Genomic DNA, 16,667 nt, shown 5'->3' with positions numbered 1-16,667 from the left:
GGCAGAACGAACGAAGAAGTGAGGGATGTCGGCTGCTTTCGCGTCTAAAAAGTATAATCTGTAATTCGTAGTAATTCGTAATGAAATGTTCGGCCGCAGATGCGGCAAAGGGTAAAAATCGTGATCAAAGAAGAGATTGTCAGAGAACTTTATGCAATTGCAGGGGAAGATGCGGTACAGACCGCAGAACCGATGAAAAATCATACGACCTTCCGTGTGGGCGGTCCGGCAGATTATTTCGTCGCTCCTCATACAGAAGAAGAAATTAGAAAAATCGTGGCTCTCTGCGAAGAAAAAGAGATCCCGTGGTTCGTCACCGGAAACGGCAGCAATCTCGTTGTAAGTGACGAGGGCTACCACGGTGTGATTCTTTCGGTTTACAAAAACTTTCAGGGAATCGAAGTGGAAGGAAACAGAATCCGGGCGAAAGCTGGAAGCATGCTCGTATCCATCAGCCGGGCGGCAAGAGAAGCCGGTCTTTCCGGTATGGAGTTTGCCTCCGGAATCCCTGGAACTTTAGGCGGCGGCGTCCGTATGAACGCGGGAGCCTACGGCGGAGAGATGAAGGATATTGTACAGAATGTCACTGTACTCACAAGAGAAGGTGAGATCCGGGAACTGGAAAAAGAAGAGCTCGGCTTCGGCTACCGTGCCAGCGTCATCAAAGACAGAGGCTACGTCGTACTTGGAGCAGAACTTATGCTTGTTCCGGGAGATAAAGAAGAAATTCTTGCCCGCATGCAGGAATTGAAAAACAAGCGGGTAGAGAAACAGCCGCTCGAGTATCCGAGCGCCGGCAGCGCATTCAAGCGGCCGGAAGGCTATTTCGCAGGCAAGCTTGTGATGGATGCCGGACTTTCCGGCTATGCAGTCGGCGGTGCAAAAGTATCGGAAAAACACTGCGGCTTTCTGATCAATGCAGGCGGTGCAACCGCATCGGATGTGATGGAACTGATCCGTCAGATCCAGGCAAAAGTAAAAGAACAGTTTGGCGTACAGCTTGAGCCGGAAATCCAGTTCCTCGGGGAATTCTGATTTTCGTTATCCACCAAAGGAGAAAAAACATGCGTTTTGTAATTGTGACCGGCATGTCCGGTGCGGGAAAAAGTACAGCGTTGAAAATGCTGGAGGACGCGGAATATTTCTGCGTCGATAACCTTCCGATCCCGCTGGTTGAAAAATTTGCACAGCTTACCGCCGACGGTACTTCCGGAGAAATCCAGAAAGTGGCAGTCGGAATCGATATCCGAAGCGGCCAGGCGCTCCCGGACCTGCAGAGTGTTCTGGAGTGGATGAGCATCAACGGAATCTGCTATGAGATCCTGTTTCTGGACGCGTCCGATGACGTGCTGGTCAAACGATACAAAGAGACGAGAAGAACGCACCCGCTGGCAGGTCTTGGACGGGTGGATGAGGGAATTAGAAAAGAGCGCAAAGCACTTGAGTTCCTGAAAAAAGATGCGGACTACATTCTCGATACGAGCCAGCTTCTCACAAGAGAGCTGAAAGCGGAGCTCGATAAGATTTTCGTGCAGGATCAGAAATTCAAAAATCTGATGATTACTGTGCTCTCATTTGGATTCAAATACGGAATCCCGGCGGATTCGGACCTTGTTTTCGATGTGCGGTTCCTGCCGAATCCCTACTACGTAGAAGGCATGCGCCCGCTCTCCGGCAACGATGCTCCGGTGCGGGATTATGTGATGGGATTTGAGACAGCGCAGGTGTTTGCGGAAAAATTAGAGGATATGATCCGTTTTCTGATTCCGAATTATATTTCCGAGGGCAAGCATCAGCTCATTATCAGCATCGGCTGCACCGGCGGAAAACACCGTTCCGTAACCCTTGCCAACGAGCTGTACCGGCGTCTTTCCAACGCGAAGGACTATGGAATCCGGATTGAGCACCGGGATCTGGAAAAAGACGCCATCCGAAAAGGAATTTAGAGGTGGAAGGATGTCATTCTCAAGCGAGGTAAAAGAGGAATTATCGAGACATCTTCCGACGGCACGCCACTGCCAGATTGCGGAAACAGCGGCGATCCTGTCACTCTGCGGACAGATTTCCGAGAAGGACGGGACGATACGGATTCAGACAGAGAATGCGTATGTGGCAAGAAAGTACTTTACTTTATTGAAAAAAACATTTAATATAGAGGCAGAGCTTGCAGTTAAGCTGAATCAGAAGGAAAATACGTATCTGATCCGCGTAAATGACAGGGAAGAAACCCGTCAGATTCTGCAGGCAGTGAAGTTACACGAGACAGACCGGCAGTTAGCAATGCCGATTCCGGCTGTTGTGGTACAGCGTCAGTGCTGCAAACGGGCATTTCTGCGGGGCGCATTTTTAGCGTCCGGTTCCATCAGCGATCCCAACCGGTTTTACCATCTCGAAATTGTCTGCCCCGATGCGCCGAGAGCAGAACAGGTGCAGGAACTTCTGAAAAGCTTTGGAATTGATGCACGGATCGTTCTCCGGAAAAACCACCATGTGGTTTATATGAAAGAAGGCGCACAGATTGTGGAGATGCTTGGCATCATGGAAGCCAACATCGCACTTATGAATCTGGAAAACGTGCGGATCTTAAAAGAAATGCGCGGCAGTGTCAACCGAAAGGTAAACTGTGAAACTGCCAACATCAACAAAACGGTCAGCGCGGCGATCCGCCAGATCGAAGATATCCGGTATATCGAAGAAACCACAGGCTTTTCTTCTCTGCCGGAACCGCTGGAGCAGATGGCAAGGCTCCGCTTACAATACCCGGAAGCATCGCTTCTGGAACTGGGCAAGATGTTAACGCCGGTTGTTGGTAAATCCGGAGTTAATCATAGATTAAGGAAACTAAAAGAGATTGCAGAAGATTTGCGAAGGAAACAAGGAGGAGAAGTATTATGATTAAGAAACCAATCACAATTCGTCTTTCAAGCGGCCTGGAGGCGAGACCAGTTGCCATGCTGGTACAGGTAGCGAGCCAGTACGAAAGTGAAATCTACGTCGAGAGTGGCAGAAAAAAAGTAAATGCGAAGAGCATTATGGGTATGATGACACTTGGTCTGGACAATGGCGAGGAAGTTACCGTGACCGCAAACGGAAAAGACGAGAGTGAAGCCATGGACGGCGTTGAAAAATATTTAAGCAGTCCTTCTGCTGAATAATCTTACTGCACTTATAGCATAAACATAGAGCAAAACGGCATGTCAGAAAATTTTGACATGCCGTTTTGCTATGCTTTTTTATGTAAAATCAGACGAAAATCAGACCACGTTCTTCGCGCGGAACCAGTAGGTATAGAGATAGGAAAAACCGAGCGATTTATACAGTGTGATCGCAGGCGTGTTTCCCTCGACAACCTGAAGATACGCTTTCGTTGCACCGAGCCGGATTCCCTCGGAGAGGATTGTGCGGCAGATCGAGGAAGCGTAGTGGCGGTGGCGGTACGCAGGATGCACATGGATGGCATAGACACCGACGTAATCGCGGTCGCGGATGCCAAGGCCGGTGGCAACGATCGTTCCGGTTTCATCCTGGATGGAGGTACAGATGGTTTCTTTTGGAATGGCGCGGTACATCGAAGGAACGACCATGCGGTGCATCACGTTCGTCGTGCTCTTTAAAGCAAAGAGGCTGTCAATCCATTTCGGCGGGATAAAGCTGCTGACGGTCACGGCAACGGCAGGATCCTTTTTGGCAAAGTTCGCCAGATCCATTGTCATGACGTGCGTCGTGTGCTGGACTACATAGCCGCGGTTGGCGAGCATTGCATCAAAGCCGGGATTGACAAGCGGACTGATCTTGAAAATTGCCGGTGTACCCCAGCGACGGTAGATCTCCTCACAGTACTGCACTTTTTCCTCCACCGGAATCGTGGACGGCCCGATCTGCTCGACGCTGTTGGTCCGGTGTGTATAAAAATAAGAAAAACGAAGAATCCATCCGTCGTACAGCTCGATCTGGTGAGACGGCCATGCGTTCAGGGAAAGATCTTCGATGGTTTTGATCAGTGTATTCATATGAAAGTATTCCCCCTTTGGTTATGTATATAGTATAGAAGAAACAGGACAGATCTTCAAGAAAAAATCGAAAAATTCGACACGCGGAACCGGGCGGCCGGGACACGATGCGTAACGTTTTCTTGCATAATCGAAGAAAAGGGGTTATAATAGGGGGCAAAGACTGAGAATACAAGGAGAATTGAATATGTCAAAATTACTGAAGGTAATTGTGAATACGCTGCTTCTGCTTGCAATCCTGTCAGCAGGCGCACTGGTGATTCCGCCGTTTGCCGGCATCACGACACTTGTCTCAGACGGGATGGGAAATACCAACATTTCCCGCGGCGCTGTCACGTACGCAAAGAAGACAGATACGTCATCGGTTGCGACGGGAGAAAAAATCCTGGTTGATGACAATTCCGGAAAGTATATCTATACGATACAGTCCCTCGACACCGCTGCCGGAACCGCATCCGTAAAAAATGTGATCAGTGGAGACACAACGGAAATTACCGTGAGAGCAACCGTGAGCAAAGTGATCGTCACGATTCCGGTGATCGGCTTTCTGTCGATGGCGGCGCAGAGCAGAGAGGGAATCATGATCATCGGACTTGCCATCCTGTTTCTGGTCATTCTGTTTATCCTTTCCGAGGTATGGAAACGTGATGAAGAAGAGGAGGATGATGAAGAAGAGGAAGAAGACGAGGACGATGAGAAAGCGTCCGAAGAGCTTCGCAGCAGAAAGAAAGCTGACCTGGAAGAAAAAAAGAAACGGGAAGAACAGGAAATGACCGAACAGTTGAGAGCAGACGACCAGAAGACGGCAGAAGAAGAGAATCAGGACGAATTTGAAATTCCGGATCTGGAAGAAGAAGGAACGGAGCAGGTGTCCTTTAATACCGTCGATCTGCAGAACCTTGTAAGAGGAGAAGAAACCGAAGAAATTCCGGAAGCCGTGGAAGAAACGGAAATCGTCGAAGAAGCTGCCGCAGAAGAAACAGCGGAAGAAGTGACAGAAGAAACCGAAGAAACGGAATCAGCAGAGCCGGAAACTGTGGAAGAAATCGAAGAGTTTGAAGAAACCATCGAAGAGCCGGAAGAAGAGCCGGAACCGGAACCGTCCGAGCCGATCGAACTTGCCATGCCGGTTTACACGGCGGAAGAACTCCTCCAGAAGGCCCACGCAGCCGGAGATGACCCGAAAGTCATTGAAGATCCTGCAACCGGCATCACAATCTTAGATTATTCCGACATTCTGTAACTATTCAGAGCCATGCGAACGAAAAGAAAAGAACGCGAATCATGCTTGCATGAATGGACGTTCTTTTCTTTTTGTTCATATGGCAAGAAGCCACATCGAGATGCATCGCAGCGGAATCGAGATGGGGCTCTGAATAGTTGGAAAACGTCAAAAAAGAGAGAGATATAGGAAAAGTGCACAACACGGCACCCCTGTATTTCTCTTTTTGCATAAAAACGGATAAATCGAAAAAAATAAAAAAAAACCTTGATTTTTCGTGGAGTTTCTTGTATACTAACAACTGTTGTGACATTGATAGCGTTGAAGCGCGAGGTTGCCGCTGAGAAACAGCGGGTTTTCCGTGGAGCGAATGTCAAGTTAAAGAAACTGGCGACAAGTCACTGTACCCACAATTAAGTCCACCTGTAAGAGTGGAAACGACCGTGTGCAAACATTAGGACACACACGGGTAAGTGTACAGTCACCGCTTGTCGTACTCGTAAAAGTGCGAAAAGGAGGCGACTTTTTTTATGGCAAGTCAAGTAATGAGAATTACACTGAAAGCGTATGATCATCAGTTAGTAGATGCATCTGCACAGAAAATTATTGAAACTGTAAAGAAGAACGGAGCAACGGTGAGCGGACCAGTACCGCTTCCAACGAAGAAAGAGGTAGTAACAATCCTTCGTGCCGTTCATAAGTACAAAGATTCCCGTGAGCAGTTCGAGCAGAGAACCCACAAGAGACTGATTGATATCATCGCACCTACCCAGAAAACAGTGGATGCATTATCAAGACTGGAAATGCCGGCTGGTGTTTACATCGACATCAAGATGAAAAACAAATAAGATCAGCTGCAAAAAGTCCGGGATCAGCCCCCGGCCATCAATCAAGCAAGCAATAGATGATATAGAAGCAACACTCATTCGAAGGAATCAACATCCCTAAGGGTCATAGTGTTCCACTTATATCAACTGTTCGCTAGAATGAACTTCTTTATAATAGGAAGTTCCGCTGTAGATAAAACAGGAGGTAAAAGGAATGAAGAAAGCAATCTTAGCTACAAAAGTCGGAATGACTCAGATCTTCGACGAAAACGGTGTTTTAGTACCGGTAACTGTATTGCAGGCAGGTCCGTGTGTTGTAACACAGGTGAAAACCGCAGACAACGACGGGTACAGTGCAATTCAGGTAGGCTTCGGCGAGAAGAAAGAAAACCGTGTGAACAAACCGATGAAAGGCCAGTTCGCAAAAGCAGGCGTTTCCTGCAAAAGATATCTGAAAGAGTTCAGATTTGAAGACGCTGAAACCTATACATTAGGACAGGAAATCAAGGCCGATATCTTTGGCGCAGGCGATAAAATCGACGCTACTGCAACAAGCAAAGGTAAAGGATTCCAGGGTGCCATCAAGAGACATGGTCAGTCCAGAGGACCTATGGCTCATGGTTCCAAATATCATCGTCACGCAGGTTCCAATGGTGCTTGCTCCGATCCGAGTAAAGTATTCAAAGGAAAAAGAATGCCAGGACAGATGGGTGGAAAGAAAATCACCGTACAGAACCTGGAAATCGTAAAAGTTGACGTAGAGAACAATTTACTGTTAGTCAAAGGTGCTGTACCAGGACCGAAAAAATCCATGGTTACCATCAAAGAGACAGTAAAATGCGGTAAATAAGTTCGTTGAAAGGAGGAACACACGTAATGGCTAACGTATCTGTATTAAATATGGAAGGCAAAGAAGTTGGCAGCATGGAGCTTAATGATGCAGTGTTCGGTGTAGAAATCAACGAGCATCTGGTACATCAGGCTGTAGTGCTTCAGCTTGCAAATAATCGTCAGGGAACTCAGAAAGCTAAAACCCGTTCCGAAGTAAGCGGTGGCGGAAGAAAACCGTGGAGACAGAAAGGAACAGGTCACGCAAGACAGGGTTCAACAAGAGCTCCTCAGTGGACAGGCGGCGGAGTTGTATTCGCTCCAGTACCAAGAGATTACTCTTTCAAAATGAACAAGAAAGAGAAAAGAGCTGCATTAAAATCCGTTCTGACAAGCAAAGTTCAGGAGAACAAATTCATCGTTCTTGATGAGCTGAAACTTGCAGAAGTTAAAACAAAAGAGATGAAGAAAGTGCTTGATAACCTCAAAGTAAACAACGCACTGGTAATCATCGGAGATGACAGCGAAAACGTAGCACTTTCCGCAAGAAATATTGCCGGCGTTCAGACTGCATCTGTTAATACCATCAATGTATTCGACATGCTGAAATACAACACCATCATCGCAACCAAGAGCAGTGTTGCATCTATCGAGGAGGTGTACGCATAATGGCAGATATCAGATATTACGACGTAATCCTGAAACCAATCGTAACTGAGAAGAGCATGAACGCTATGGGCGAGAAGAAATACACATTTATGGTTCACCCGGAAGCAAACAAATCTCAGATTAAAGAAGCAGTTGAGAAAATGTTCGAAGGAACAAAAGTAAAAAGCGTAAACACCATGAACATGGACGGAAAGAACAAACGTCGTGGAATGGTAGTTGGAAAAACTGCAAAGAGCAAGAAAGCAATCGTTGCTCTGACCGAGGACAGCAAAGACATCGAAATCTTCGAAGGACTTTAATTAGCAGCTGTTCGAAATATGCACACATAAGTGCGATACGAAATGAAAGGAGAACAAAGTAATGGGAATCAAAAGCTTTAACCCATATACACCTTCCAGAAGACACATGACCTCCTCTGATTTCAACGAAATCACGAAGAGCACACCGGAGAAATCTCTGGTAGTGTCCCTGAAGAAAAACGCTGGTCGTAACAACCAGGGTAAAATCACTGTAAGACACCGCGGAGGCGGAAGCAGAAGAAAATACAGAATCATCGACTTCAAGAGAAGAAAAGATGATGTTCCGGCAATCGTTAAATCGATCGAGTACGATCCGAACAGAACAGCAAACATCGCTCTGATCTGCTATGCAGACGGCGAGAAAGCATACATCCTGGCTCCGGAAGGACTGAAAGTTGGCATGAAGGTTATGAGCGGCGCTGCTGCCGAGGTAAGACCTGGAAACTGCCTGCCGCTGTCCGAGATTCCGGTTGGTACCATGGTTCACAACGTAGAGCTTCATGCAGGCAAAGGCGGACAGCTTGTTCGTGCAGCTGGTAATGGCGCTCAGCTGATGGCTAAAGAAGGCAAATACGCAACCCTTCGTCTTCCATCCGGAGAGATGAGAATGGTTCCGATCAACTGCCGCGCATCCATCGGTGTTGTTGGAAATGGCGAGCACAGCCTGATCAACATTGGTAAAGCAGGACGGAAACGTAACATGGGTATCCGCCCGACTGTACGTGGTTCTGTCATGAACCCGAATGACCATCCACATGGTGGTGGAGAAGGAAAGACCGGTATCGGACGTCCGGGCCCGTCTACTCCTTGGGGAAAACCGGCTCTTGGCCTGAAGACCAGAGCAAAGAACAAGCAGTCTAACAAGTACATCGTAAGAAGACGCGATGGAAAAGCTTTATCGAAATAAGGAGGTAAACGATGTCTCGTTCATTAAAAAAAGGACCATTTGCAGATGAAAGCCTGTTAAAGAAAGTTGACGCTGCAAACGCTTCAGGAGATAAAACAGTCATTAAAACCTGGTCACGTCGTTCTACAATCTTCCCGTCATTCGTTGGACACACAATCGCTGTTCATGACGGAAGAAAACATGTGCCGGTATACGTTACAGAGGATATGGTTGGACACAAACTCGGTGAGTTCGTAGCAACCAGAACCTACAGAGGTCACGGCAAGGACGAGAAGAAATCCGGCGTCCGCTAAGTAGAATGATTTGAGAGAGGAGGTTTTTTAGCAATGGCTAAAGGACATAGAAGTCAGATTAAAAGAGCAAGAAATGCTAACAAAGATACCAGACCGTCTGCAAAGTTATCCTACGCTAGAATGTCTGCGCAGAAAGCTGGATTTGTTTTAGATGCAATCCGCGGTAAAGACGTAACAACCGCACTTGGTATTGTAACTTATAACCCGAGATATGCCTCCAGCGTAGTGAAAAAACTGCTGGAGTCCGCAATCGCAAACGCTGAGAACAACAACGGTCTTTCCAGAGAAAACCTGTATGTAGCTGAGTGCTTCGCTAACAAGGCTCCGACCATGAAGAGAATTCATCCGAGAGCACAGGGCAGAGCTTACAGAATCCTGAAGAGAAACAGCCACATCACGATTGTGTTAGACGAGAAATAAGGAGGACATGTCATGGGACAGAAAGTTAATCCACACGGCCTGAGAGTCGGTGTTATTAAAGACTGGGATTCCAAATGGTATGCCGAGGGTGATTTCGCAGATAACCTCGTAGAGGACTACAACATCCGCACATACCTGAAGAAGAAACTGTACAGCGCAGGTGTTTCCAAGATCGAAATCGAAAGAGCATCTGACAGAGTAAAAGTTATCATCTACACCGCAAAACCGGGCGTTGTTATCGGTAAAGGCGGAGCAGAGATCGAGAAAGTAAAAGCTGAAGTTCAGAAACTGACTGACAAAAAGCTTATCGTAGATATCAAAGAAGTAAAAAGACCGGACCGCGATGCACAGCTCGTTGCTGAGAACATTGCATTACAGCTGGAAAACCGTATTTCCTTCCGTCGTGCTATGAAGTCTACCATGCAGCGTACGATGAGAGCTGGCGCTAAGGGAATCAAAACATCTGTATCCGGACGTCTTGGTGGAGCTGATATGGCTCGTACCGAGTTCTACAGCGAGGGAACTATTCCGCTGCAGACCCTGCGTGCCGATATCGATTATGGATTCGCTGAAGCAGATACCACTTACGGTAAAGTTGGCGTAAAAGCATGGATCTACAATGGCGAAGTACTTCCAACCAGAACTAAAAAGGAAGGGAGCGAGAATTAATTATGTTAATGCCGAAGAGAGTAAAACGTCGTAAACAGTTCCGTGGTTCCATGAAGGGTAAAGCCCTCAGAGGAAACAAAATTAACTACGGTGAATTTGGTCTCGTAGCCCTTGAGCCATGCTGGATCAAATCCAACCAGATCGAGGCAGCCCGTATCGCCATGACACGTTACATCAAACGTGGTGGTAAAGTTTGGATCAAAATTTTCCCGGACAAACCAGTAACCGCACAGCCGGCTGAAACCCGAATGGGTTCCGGAAAAGGTTCTCTGGAGTACTGGGTAGCAGTAGTAAAACCAGGCCGTGTAATGTTCGAAATCGCAGGTGTTCCGGAAGAAACAGCCCGCGAGGCATTACGTCTTGCCATGCATAAGTTACCATGTAAATGCAAAGTTGTTTCTCGTGCAGACTTAGAAGGCGGTGATAACAGTGAAAACTAACGAATTTGTAAAAGATTTAAATACAAAGAGCGCAGCTGAGCTGAATGACGAATTAGTAGCTGCTAAAAAGGAACTCTTCAATTTAAGATTCCAGAATGCAACCAACCAGCTTGACAATACAAGCCGAATCAAAGAGGTTCGCAAAAATATTGCAAGAATCCAGACTGTTATTGCCCAGAAGGCAAACGCAGCTGAGTAATTAGGAGGAAAATATCGTGGAAGAAAGAAATCTTAGAAAAACTCGCGTGGGCAAAGTTGTCAGCGATAAGATGGATAAGACTATCGTGGTTGCCATCGAAGACCATGTAAAACATCCTCTGTACAAGAAAATTGTAAAAAGCACATATAAGCTGAAAGCACACGATGCAAACAACGAGTGCCATGTAGGTGATACCGTACGAGTTATGGAAACAAGACCTTTATCCAAAGATAAGAGATGGAGACTTGTGGAGATCGTTGAGAAAGCGAAATAAATAAGAGATCAGAATGCTAAAGGAGGAATACCAGCATGATTCAGCAGGAAACTAGACTGAAAGTCGCTGACAACACCGGTGCAAAAGAAATCTTATGCATTCGTGTTATGGGCGGTTCTACAAGAAGATATGCCAACATTGGTGATGTAATCGTTGCTTCGGTCAAAGATGCAACACCAGGCGGCGTTGTTAAAAAAGGTGACGTAGTAAAAGCTGTTGTTGTAAGAAGCGTAAAAGGCGCTCGTCGTAAAGACGGTTCTTACATCAAATTTGATGAGAACGCAGCAGTTATTATCAAAGATGACAAAACTCCAAAAGGAACCCGTATTTTTGGACCAGTAGCCAGAGAGCTTCGTGAGAAACAGTTCATGAAGATTGTTTCCTTAGCTCCGGAAGTATTATAGGAGGACAGCTATGTCAATGAAGATTAAAAAAGGCGATACCGTAAAGGTAATCGCCGGCAAAGATAAAGACAAAACCGGCAAAGTAGTCAGCGTTGACGTAAAGAACAACCGTGTTGTTGTTGAAGGCGTAAACATGATTACAAAGCATGAGAAACCGTCTATGAGCAATCAGCAGGGCGGAATCGTTAACAAAGAAGCTCCTATCGATGCATCCAACGTAATGCTGGTTGTAAAAGGAGTTCCGACCCGCGTTGGAATCAAAGTTGAGATGGTTGAGAAAAACGGCAAAACAAAAGCTGTTAGAACCCGCGTTGCAAAAGCAAAAGAGCTGAACGGCGCAGTAATTGATTAAGGAAGAGAGGAGGCAAAACCGTGAGTAGACTGAAAGATCTTTACAACGAGCAGATCGTTGATGCAATGACCAAAAAATTTGGATACAAAAACGTGATGGAAGTGCCGAAGCTCTCCAAAATCGTAATCAACATGGGTGTTGGTGAAGCTAAGGAGAACGCTAAACTTCTGGACGCTGCAATCAGTGATATGGAAGCTATCACCGGACAGAAAGCAGTTACCACCAAAGCGAAAAATTCCGTAGCAAACTTTAAAATCCGTGAGGGTATGCCGATCGGATGCAAAGTTACCCTTCGTGGCGAGAAAATGTACGAGTTCGCAGACCGCCTGATCAACCTGGCACTGCCTCGTGTACGTGACTTCCGCGGCGTAAATCCGAACGCTTTCGATGGCAGAGGAAACTATGCTCTTGGTATCAAAGAGCAGCTGATTTTCCCAGAGATCGAGTATGATAAAGTTGATAAAGTCAGAGGTATGGACATTATCTTCGTTACCACTGCTAACACAGATGAAGAAGCTCGTGAATTACTGACATTATTCAACATGCCATTCGCAAAGTAATAGGAGGAATTGATTCATGGCTAAAACAGCAATGAAAATCAAACAGCAGCGCAAAGCTAAATTCTCTACAAGAGAATACAATCGTTGCAGAATTTGTGGCCGTCCACACGCATATTTAAGAAAATACGGAATCTGCAGAATCTGCTTCCGTGAATTAGCATACAAAGGCCAGATTCCTGGCGTTAAGAAAGCTAGTTGGTAAAATTTTAGAAGGAGGCAAATTCAAATGAGTATGAGTGATCCGATTGCAGATATGCTTACAAGAATCCGTAACGCTAACACTGCAAAACATGATACAGTAGATGTTCCGGCATCCAAAATGAAAATCGCAATCGCTGATATCCTGGTAAACGAGGGATACATTGCAAAATATGAACTCAGCGATGAGGGTGCATTCCAGAATATGCACATCACCCTGAAATACGGCGCTGACAAAAACGAGAAGATCATCACCGGTCTGAAGAGAATCTCCAAACCGGGTCTGAGAATCTATGTTGGCAAAGATGAGCTGCCGAGAGTACTTGGCGGACTTGGAATCGCTATTCTTTCCACAAACCAGGGTGTTATCACCGATAAAGAAGCTCGCAAGCTGCAGGTTGGCGGCGAGGTTCTGGCATTCGTTTGGTAATCTGAAACGAAACAAAGCAACTGAAAACAGAGAGAGCGTAAGGCTCTCTCCGAAAATCTAAGTTAATAGGAGGAAATTGGTATGTCACGTATTGGAAGACTGCCAGTGGCAATTCCTGCAGGTGTAACAGTAGACATCCAGGAAAACAACCACGTTGTAGTAAAAGGACCAAAAGGAACATTAGAGAGAACTCTCCCGTCTGAAATGACCATCAAACTGGAAGACGGACACGTAGTAGTTACAAGACCGAACGATCTGAAGAAAATGAAAGCTCTTCATGGTCTGACCAGAACTCTGATCCACAACATGGTAATTGGTGTTAGCGAAGGCTATACCAAAACACTGGAAGTAAACGGTGTAGGTTACAGAGCTGCAAAACAGGGCAACAAATTAGTTCTGTCTCTTGGATATTCTCATCCGGTAGAGATGATCGATCCGGAAGGACTCTCCTCCGCTGTAGACGGCAACAAGATCATTGTTTCCGGTATCAGCAAAGAGAAAGTTGGCCAGTATGCCGCTGAAATCAGAGACAAGAGAAGACCTGAGCCATACAAGGGCAAGGGAATCAAGTATGCTGATGAAGTGATCAGACGTAAAGTTGGTAAGACTGGTAAGAAATAATTAAGGAGAGTGTGAACATGATTAGTAAAGTATCAAGAGCGCAGATGCGCCAGAAAAAGCATAGAAGATTACGTAATCATATCGTAGGTACTGCACAGCGTCCGCGTCTGTGTGTATTCCGCAGCAATAACCATATGTATGCTCAGATTATCGACGATACGATTGGAAATACTTTAGTTTCTGCTTCTACTCTTCAGAAAGATGTTAAAGCAGAGCTTGAGAAAACCAACAATGTAGATGCAGCAGCATATCTTGGAACCGTTCTTGGAAAGAAAGCTGTAGAAGCAGGTATTACTGAAGTTGTATTTGACCGTGGCGGATTCATCTACCAGGGAAAAATCCAGGCATTCGCAGACGCAGCTAGAGAAGCTGGGCTGGTATTCTAAGAAAGGAAGGAAAAGAACACATGAAGCATACAATTATTGATGCAAGCCAGTTCGAACTGGAAGAAAAAGTCGTATCAATTAAGCGTGTTACAAAAGTTGTTAAAGGTGGTCGTAACTTCCGTTTCACAGCTTTAGTAGTTGTCGGCGACGGCAATGGACACGTAGGCGCAGGCCTTGGAAAAGCAGCCGAGATTCCGGAAGCTATCCGCAAAGGTAAAGAAGACGCTATGAAGAAACTGGTAAGCGTAGCAATCAATGAGAACGGAAGTATCACTCATGACTACGTAGGTAAATTCGGAAGCGCAGAGGTTCTGTTAAAGAAAGCTCCTGAAGGTACTGGTGTCATCGCTGGTGGCCCAGCCCGTGCCGTAATCGAGTTAGCTGGTATTAAGAACATCCGTACAAAATCCCTTGGATCCAGAAATAAGCAGAACGTAGTTCTGGCTACCATCGCTGGTCTGTCTGAGCTGAAGACTCCAGAAGAAGTAGCAAGACTTCGCGGCAAATCTACAAACGAGATCTTTGCTTAAGGAGGATGTGAAAAATGGCAGATAAATTAAAAGTAACACTGGTGAAATCCCCGATCGGATGTGTTCCGAAACACAGAAGAACCGTGGAAGCACTGGGTCTGAAAAAAGTTAACAAGATGGTAGAACTGCCGGATAACGCAGCAGTTCGCGGCATGGTTAATCAGGTTTCTTACCTGGTTAAAGTAGAAGAAGCATAAGGAGGTACCGTAATGGACTTATCTAATTTACAGCCGGCTGAAGGTTCCAGACAGAACGATAACTTCCGCAGAGGCCGTGGACATGGTTCAGGAAATGGTAAAACAGCAGGTAAAGGCCACAAAGGACAGAAAGCACGTTCCGGAGCACCGAGACCGGGATTTGAAGGTGGCCAGATGCCTTTATACAGACGTCTTCCGAAGAGAGGTTTCAAAAACAGAAACTCCAAGGAAATCGTTGGAATCAATGTAGATGCTCTGAATCGTTATGAGGACGGAGCTGTTGTAACCGTAGAAACTATGATTGAGACTGGTCTTGTTTCCAATCCGAGAGATGGCGTAAAAATCCTTGGAAACGGTGAAGTCACCAAAAAACTCACTGTAAAAGCAAATGCTTTCAGCGAGAGCGCAAAGGCAAAAATTGAAGCGGCAGGTGGAACAGTCGAGGTGATCTAATGTTTAAGACCTTTATCAATGCATTTAAGGTCAAAGATGTTCGTCGCAAAATATTTTATGTGCTTATGATGCTTGTTGTCATCCGGTTAGGCTCTCAGATGCCTGTACCGGGTGTCAATACAAGCTTTTTTGCGAATTATTTTGCAAATAATACGAATGAGGCATTCAGCTTCCTGAATGCATTCACGGGCGGCGGTTTCGACCGTTTCTCCATCTTTGCTCTGAGTATTACACCGTACATTACTTCTTCCATCATTATTCAGCTGCTCACCATTGCAATTCCACGACTTGAGGAAATGCAGCGTGACGGCGAAGAGGGAAGAAAGAAAATGACTGCGATTACTCGTTATGTGACAGTAGGTCTTGCATTGTTTGAGTCTGTTGCCATGGCAGTAGGCTTTGGACGCCAGGGACTCCTCACCACTTTTAACGCAGTTAATGTGATTGTTGTAGTGGCAGCTCTGACAGCCGGTTCTGCCTTCCTTATGTGGGTGGGAGAACAGATCAACGACAAGGGCGTTGGAAATGGTATTTCTATGGTCCTGTTAATCAACATCCTTTCCAGAATCCCGCAGGATATGGTAACCCTTTACGAAACCTTCGTAAAAGGCAAAACCATCGCGCGTGGTCTGCTGATGTGGATTATCATCGCTGTTGTGATCATCGCTGTTGTTGTGCTGGTACTGATCCTGAATGGCGCTGAGAGAAGAATTCCGGTACAGTATTCCAAGAAAATGGCCGGAAGAAAAATGGTTGGCGGACAGTCATCCAATATTCCGCTGAAGGTAAATACAGCGGGCGTTATCCCGATCATCTTTGCATCATCCATCATGTCTTTCCCATCGATTATCCTGTCGTTTGTCGGAAAGTCGGATATCAAAGGCATCGGCGGAACGCTGATCAAGATGCTGAATTCCAACAACTGGTTTGATAAAACCAATCCAGTTGCTTCGCTGGGCCTGATTCTCTACATTGTCCTTGTTATTTTCTTCGCTTATTTCTATACCTCCATCACCTTCAACCCGATGGAAGTTGCAGATAACATGAAAAAACAGGGCGGCTTTATCCCAGGCATCCGCCCGGGTAAATCCACGGTAGATTATCTGAACAATCTGCTCAGCTATATTATTTTTATCGGTGCAGCAGGTCTTACCATTGTTGCAGTGATTCCATTTTTCTTTAATGGATTTTTCAAAGCGAATGTATCCTTTGGAGGTACTTCTCTGATCATTATTGCCAGCGTAATTCTGGAAACCTTAAAACAGATTGAATCCATGATGCTGGTACGCAATTACAAAGGATTCTTAAACGATTAAGGCATAAGAGGGACTGTCTGGATAAGACAGGCCCTTTCTTTTGTTTAAAGCGCTTTTAAAGAGGCTTTAACAGAGAAAATTTTTGCTATTGTGGTTTATTTTATGGTATAATAGGGTAAATTACACGCAGTGGATTGCTGCAAATTCAAACATGGGAGGAAAA

28 protein-coding genes are annotated in these 16,667 nt (G+C 45.9%); 27 read left to right on the top strand and 1 reads right to left on the bottom strand.

What is annotated here, in order from left to right; all coding sequences use genetic code 11:
- Positions 1-123: 123 nt before the first annotated feature.
- Genes murB through DWX26_RS06320 form a run of 4 tightly spaced genes read left to right on the top strand, consistent with a single transcriptional unit; the run spans position 124 to position 3,155 of the window.
- The gene (gene murB, locus DWX26_RS06335) at positions 124-1,035 is read left to right on the top strand and encodes a UDP-N-acetylmuramate dehydrogenase (protein WP_416822166.1); all 912 of its coding nucleotides are present in this window, start codon (positions 124-126) and stop codon (positions 1,033-1,035) included.
- A 29-nt stretch (positions 1,036-1,064) separates the two neighbouring features.
- Positions 1,065-1,946 (top strand): RNase adapter RapZ, encoded by an 882-nt coding sequence (gene rapZ, locus DWX26_RS06330; protein WP_055227737.1) that lies wholly within the window; start codon positions 1,065-1,067, stop codon positions 1,944-1,946.
- 10 nt (positions 1,947-1,956) lie between these two features.
- Positions 1,957-2,895 carry a DNA-binding protein WhiA gene (gene whiA / locus DWX26_RS06325; protein ID WP_055220767.1) on the top strand — a complete coding sequence of 313 codons (939 nt, stop codon included), beginning with the start codon at positions 1,957-1,959 and terminating at the stop codon, positions 2,893-2,895.
- Entirely contained in the window at positions 2,892-3,155 is a 264-nt protein-coding gene (locus tag DWX26_RS06320) for an HPr family phosphocarrier protein (RefSeq protein ID WP_055227733.1), read from the top strand. The genes whiA and DWX26_RS06320 overlap by 4 nt, the downstream gene beginning before the upstream one ends.
- A 99-nt stretch (positions 3,156-3,254) precedes the next feature.
- Here DWX26_RS06320 and DWX26_RS06315 read toward each other — a convergent pair whose 3' ends face one another.
- Entirely contained in the window at positions 3,255-4,010 is a 756-nt protein-coding gene (locus tag DWX26_RS06315) for a GNAT family N-acetyltransferase (RefSeq protein ID WP_118601075.1), read from the bottom strand.
- A gap of 187 nt (positions 4,011-4,197) precedes the next feature.
- Here DWX26_RS06315 and DWX26_RS06310 point away from each other — a divergent pair, with 187 nt between their 5' ends.
- From DWX26_RS06310 to secY, 23 genes are all read left to right on the top strand, one after another.
- Positions 4,198-5,253, top strand: a complete 1,056-nt coding sequence (locus DWX26_RS06310; RefSeq protein ID WP_118601074.1) for a hypothetical protein — start codon at positions 4,198-4,200, stop codon at positions 5,251-5,253.
- 509 nt (positions 5,254-5,762) lie between these two features.
- Positions 5,763-6,080 (top strand): 30S ribosomal protein S10, encoded by a 318-nt coding sequence (gene rpsJ, locus DWX26_RS06305; RefSeq protein ID WP_117510469.1) that lies wholly within the window; start codon positions 5,763-5,765, stop codon positions 6,078-6,080.
- Between the two features lie 193 nt (positions 6,081-6,273).
- Positions 6,274-6,909 (top strand): 50S ribosomal protein L3, encoded by a 636-nt coding sequence (gene rplC, locus DWX26_RS06300; RefSeq protein WP_022461666.1) that lies wholly within the window; start codon positions 6,274-6,276, stop codon positions 6,907-6,909.
- Positions 6,910-6,935: 26 nt separating this feature from the next.
- The gene (gene rplD / locus DWX26_RS06295; RefSeq protein ID WP_022461665.1) at positions 6,936-7,556 is read left to right on the top strand and encodes a 50S ribosomal protein L4; all 621 of its coding nucleotides are present in this window, start codon (positions 6,936-6,938) and stop codon (positions 7,554-7,556) included.
- Positions 7,556-7,855 (top strand): 50S ribosomal protein L23, encoded by a 300-nt coding sequence (gene rplW / locus DWX26_RS06290; RefSeq protein ID WP_022461664.1) that lies wholly within the window; start codon positions 7,556-7,558, stop codon positions 7,853-7,855. The genes rplD and rplW overlap by 1 nt, the downstream gene beginning before the upstream one ends.
- 61 nt (positions 7,856-7,916) lie before the next feature.
- Positions 7,917-8,762 (top strand): 50S ribosomal protein L2, encoded by an 846-nt coding sequence (gene rplB, locus DWX26_RS06285; RefSeq protein ID WP_055266980.1) that lies wholly within the window; start codon positions 7,917-7,919, stop codon positions 8,760-8,762.
- An 11-nt stretch (positions 8,763-8,773) separates the two neighbouring features.
- Positions 8,774-9,055, top strand: a complete 282-nt coding sequence (rpsS, locus tag DWX26_RS06280) for a 30S ribosomal protein S19 (protein WP_022461662.1) — start codon at positions 8,774-8,776, stop codon at positions 9,053-9,055.
- 33 nt (positions 9,056-9,088) lie between these two features.
- Positions 9,089-9,475 (top strand): 50S ribosomal protein L22, encoded by a 387-nt coding sequence (gene rplV, locus DWX26_RS06275; protein ID WP_022461661.1) that lies wholly within the window; start codon positions 9,089-9,091, stop codon positions 9,473-9,475.
- A gap of 12 nt (positions 9,476-9,487) precedes the next feature.
- Positions 9,488-10,144, top strand: a complete 657-nt coding sequence (gene rpsC, locus DWX26_RS06270; RefSeq protein ID WP_022461660.1) for a 30S ribosomal protein S3 — start codon at positions 9,488-9,490, stop codon at positions 10,142-10,144.
- Between the two features lie 2 nt (positions 10,145-10,146).
- Positions 10,147-10,584 carry a 50S ribosomal protein L16 gene (gene rplP / locus DWX26_RS06265; RefSeq protein ID WP_022461659.1) on the top strand — a complete coding sequence of 146 codons (438 nt, stop codon included), beginning with the start codon at positions 10,147-10,149 and terminating at the stop codon, positions 10,582-10,584.
- A complete protein-coding gene (gene rpmC / locus DWX26_RS06260) occupies positions 10,574-10,783 on the top strand; it encodes a 50S ribosomal protein L29 (protein WP_022461658.1) in 210 nt (69 codons plus the stop codon). The genes rplP and rpmC overlap by 11 nt, the downstream gene beginning before the upstream one ends.
- A gap of 16 nt (positions 10,784-10,799) precedes the next feature.
- Positions 10,800-11,057, top strand: coding sequence for a 30S ribosomal protein S17 (gene rpsQ / locus DWX26_RS06255; RefSeq protein ID WP_022461657.1), 258 nt, complete (start codon positions 10,800-10,802; stop codon positions 11,055-11,057).
- Positions 11,058-11,092: 35 nt separating this feature from the next.
- A complete protein-coding gene (rplN, locus tag DWX26_RS06250; protein ID WP_022461656.1) occupies positions 11,093-11,461 on the top strand; it encodes a 50S ribosomal protein L14 in 369 nt (122 codons plus the stop codon).
- 10 nt (positions 11,462-11,471) lie between these two features.
- Positions 11,472-11,813: a 50S ribosomal protein L24 gene (rplX, locus tag DWX26_RS06245; RefSeq protein ID WP_022461655.1), complete on the top strand. Its 342-nt coding sequence runs from the start codon at positions 11,472-11,474 to the stop codon at positions 11,811-11,813.
- Positions 11,814-11,833: 20 nt separating this feature from the next.
- Complete coding sequence (gene rplE, locus DWX26_RS06240) at positions 11,834-12,373, top strand: 50S ribosomal protein L5 (protein ID WP_022461654.1); 540 nt, start codon at positions 11,834-11,836, stop codon at positions 12,371-12,373.
- Between the two features lie 16 nt (positions 12,374-12,389).
- Positions 12,390-12,575, top strand: coding sequence for a type Z 30S ribosomal protein S14 (locus DWX26_RS06235; RefSeq protein WP_022461653.1), 186 nt, complete (start codon positions 12,390-12,392; stop codon positions 12,573-12,575).
- A gap of 24 nt (positions 12,576-12,599) precedes the next feature.
- Complete coding sequence (gene rpsH / locus DWX26_RS06230; protein WP_022461652.1) at positions 12,600-13,001, top strand: 30S ribosomal protein S8; 402 nt, start codon at positions 12,600-12,602, stop codon at positions 12,999-13,001.
- Between the two features lie 81 nt (positions 13,002-13,082).
- Positions 13,083-13,622: a 50S ribosomal protein L6 gene (gene rplF / locus DWX26_RS06225; protein ID WP_022461651.1), complete on the top strand. Its 540-nt coding sequence runs from the start codon at positions 13,083-13,085 to the stop codon at positions 13,620-13,622.
- A 17-nt stretch (positions 13,623-13,639) separates the two neighbouring features.
- Positions 13,640-14,008: a 50S ribosomal protein L18 gene (rplR, locus tag DWX26_RS06220; protein WP_022461650.1), complete on the top strand. Its 369-nt coding sequence runs from the start codon at positions 13,640-13,642 to the stop codon at positions 14,006-14,008.
- A gap of 20 nt (positions 14,009-14,028) precedes the next feature.
- The gene (gene rpsE, locus DWX26_RS06215) at positions 14,029-14,538 is read left to right on the top strand and encodes a 30S ribosomal protein S5 (protein WP_022461649.1); all 510 of its coding nucleotides are present in this window, start codon (positions 14,029-14,031) and stop codon (positions 14,536-14,538) included.
- 14 nt (positions 14,539-14,552) lie between these two features.
- A complete protein-coding gene (gene rpmD / locus DWX26_RS06210) occupies positions 14,553-14,735 on the top strand; it encodes a 50S ribosomal protein L30 (protein WP_118601073.1) in 183 nt (60 codons plus the stop codon).
- A 12-nt stretch (positions 14,736-14,747) separates the two neighbouring features.
- Positions 14,748-15,188 carry a 50S ribosomal protein L15 gene (rplO, locus tag DWX26_RS06205; protein ID WP_022461647.1) on the top strand — a complete coding sequence of 147 codons (441 nt, stop codon included), beginning with the start codon at positions 14,748-14,750 and terminating at the stop codon, positions 15,186-15,188.
- Positions 15,188-16,504, top strand: a complete 1,317-nt coding sequence (secY, locus tag DWX26_RS06200) for a preprotein translocase subunit SecY (RefSeq protein WP_022461646.1) — start codon at positions 15,188-15,190, stop codon at positions 16,502-16,504. The genes rplO and secY overlap by 1 nt, the downstream gene beginning before the upstream one ends.
- Positions 16,505-16,667 lie beyond the last annotated feature (163 nt).

This window comes from Blautia sp. AF19-1 (assembly GCF_003479155.1).
Classification (GTDB): domain Bacteria; phylum Bacillota; class Clostridia; order Lachnospirales; family Lachnospiraceae; genus Fusicatenibacter; species Fusicatenibacter saccharivorans.
The sequence above is the reverse complement of the archived record's forward strand: the minus strand, read 5'-3'. Positions and strand labels throughout refer to the sequence as shown.

What these genes read in the sequence shown, in the direction of transcription:
- rplO (WP_022461647.1), top strand. Translation starts at nt 14,748, where the DNA reads ATGGACTTATCTAATTTACAGCCGGCTGAAGGTTCCAGACAGAACGAT.
- DWX26_RS06310 (WP_118601074.1), top strand. Translation starts at nt 4,198, where the DNA reads ATGTCAAAATTACTGAAGGTAATTGTGAATACGCTGCTTCTGCTTGCA.
- rpsC (WP_022461660.1), top strand. Translation starts at nt 9,488, where the DNA reads ATGGGACAGAAAGTTAATCCACACGGCCTGAGAGTCGGTGTTATTAAA.
- DWX26_RS06320 (WP_055227733.1), top strand. Translation starts at nt 2,892, where the DNA reads ATGATTAAGAAACCAATCACAATTCGTCTTTCAAGCGGCCTGGAGGCG.
- rplF (WP_022461651.1), top strand. Translation starts at nt 13,083, where the DNA reads ATGTCACGTATTGGAAGACTGCCAGTGGCAATTCCTGCAGGTGTAACA.
- rplP (WP_022461659.1), top strand. Translation starts at nt 10,147, where the DNA reads ATGTTAATGCCGAAGAGAGTAAAACGTCGTAAACAGTTCCGTGGTTCC.
- whiA (WP_055220767.1), top strand. Translation starts at nt 1,957, where the DNA reads ATGTCATTCTCAAGCGAGGTAAAAGAGGAATTATCGAGACATCTTCCG.
- rplC (WP_022461666.1), top strand. Translation starts at nt 6,274, where the DNA reads ATGAAGAAAGCAATCTTAGCTACAAAAGTCGGAATGACTCAGATCTTC.
- rplW (WP_022461664.1), top strand. Translation starts at nt 7,556, where the DNA reads ATGGCAGATATCAGATATTACGACGTAATCCTGAAACCAATCGTAACT.
- rplN (WP_022461656.1), top strand. Translation starts at nt 11,093, where the DNA reads ATGATTCAGCAGGAAACTAGACTGAAAGTCGCTGACAACACCGGTGCA.
- rpsH (WP_022461652.1), top strand. Translation starts at nt 12,600, where the DNA reads ATGAGTATGAGTGATCCGATTGCAGATATGCTTACAAGAATCCGTAAC.
- DWX26_RS06235 (WP_022461653.1), top strand. Translation starts at nt 12,390, where the DNA reads ATGGCTAAAACAGCAATGAAAATCAAACAGCAGCGCAAAGCTAAATTC.
- rapZ (WP_055227737.1), top strand. Translation starts at nt 1,065, where the DNA reads ATGCGTTTTGTAATTGTGACCGGCATGTCCGGTGCGGGAAAAAGTACA.
- rplB (WP_055266980.1), top strand. Translation starts at nt 7,917, where the DNA reads ATGGGAATCAAAAGCTTTAACCCATATACACCTTCCAGAAGACACATG.
- secY (WP_022461646.1), top strand. Translation starts at nt 15,188, where the DNA reads ATGTTTAAGACCTTTATCAATGCATTTAAGGTCAAAGATGTTCGTCGC.
- rpsE (WP_022461649.1), top strand. Translation starts at nt 14,029, where the DNA reads ATGAAGCATACAATTATTGATGCAAGCCAGTTCGAACTGGAAGAAAAA.
- rpmD (WP_118601073.1), top strand. Translation starts at nt 14,553, where the DNA reads ATGGCAGATAAATTAAAAGTAACACTGGTGAAATCCCCGATCGGATGT.
- rpsS (WP_022461662.1), top strand. Translation starts at nt 8,774, where the DNA reads ATGTCTCGTTCATTAAAAAAAGGACCATTTGCAGATGAAAGCCTGTTA.
- rpsJ (WP_117510469.1), top strand. Translation starts at nt 5,763, where the DNA reads ATGGCAAGTCAAGTAATGAGAATTACACTGAAAGCGTATGATCATCAG.
- DWX26_RS06315 (WP_118601075.1), bottom strand. Translation starts at nt 4,010, where the DNA reads ATGAATACACTGATCAAAACCATCGAAGATCTTTCCCTGAACGCATGG.
- rplR (WP_022461650.1), top strand. Translation starts at nt 13,640, where the DNA reads ATGATTAGTAAAGTATCAAGAGCGCAGATGCGCCAGAAAAAGCATAGA.
- rplD (WP_022461665.1), top strand. Translation starts at nt 6,936, where the DNA reads ATGGCTAACGTATCTGTATTAAATATGGAAGGCAAAGAAGTTGGCAGC.
- rplV (WP_022461661.1), top strand. Translation starts at nt 9,089, where the DNA reads ATGGCTAAAGGACATAGAAGTCAGATTAAAAGAGCAAGAAATGCTAAC.
- rplX (WP_022461655.1), top strand. Translation starts at nt 11,472, where the DNA reads ATGTCAATGAAGATTAAAAAAGGCGATACCGTAAAGGTAATCGCCGGC.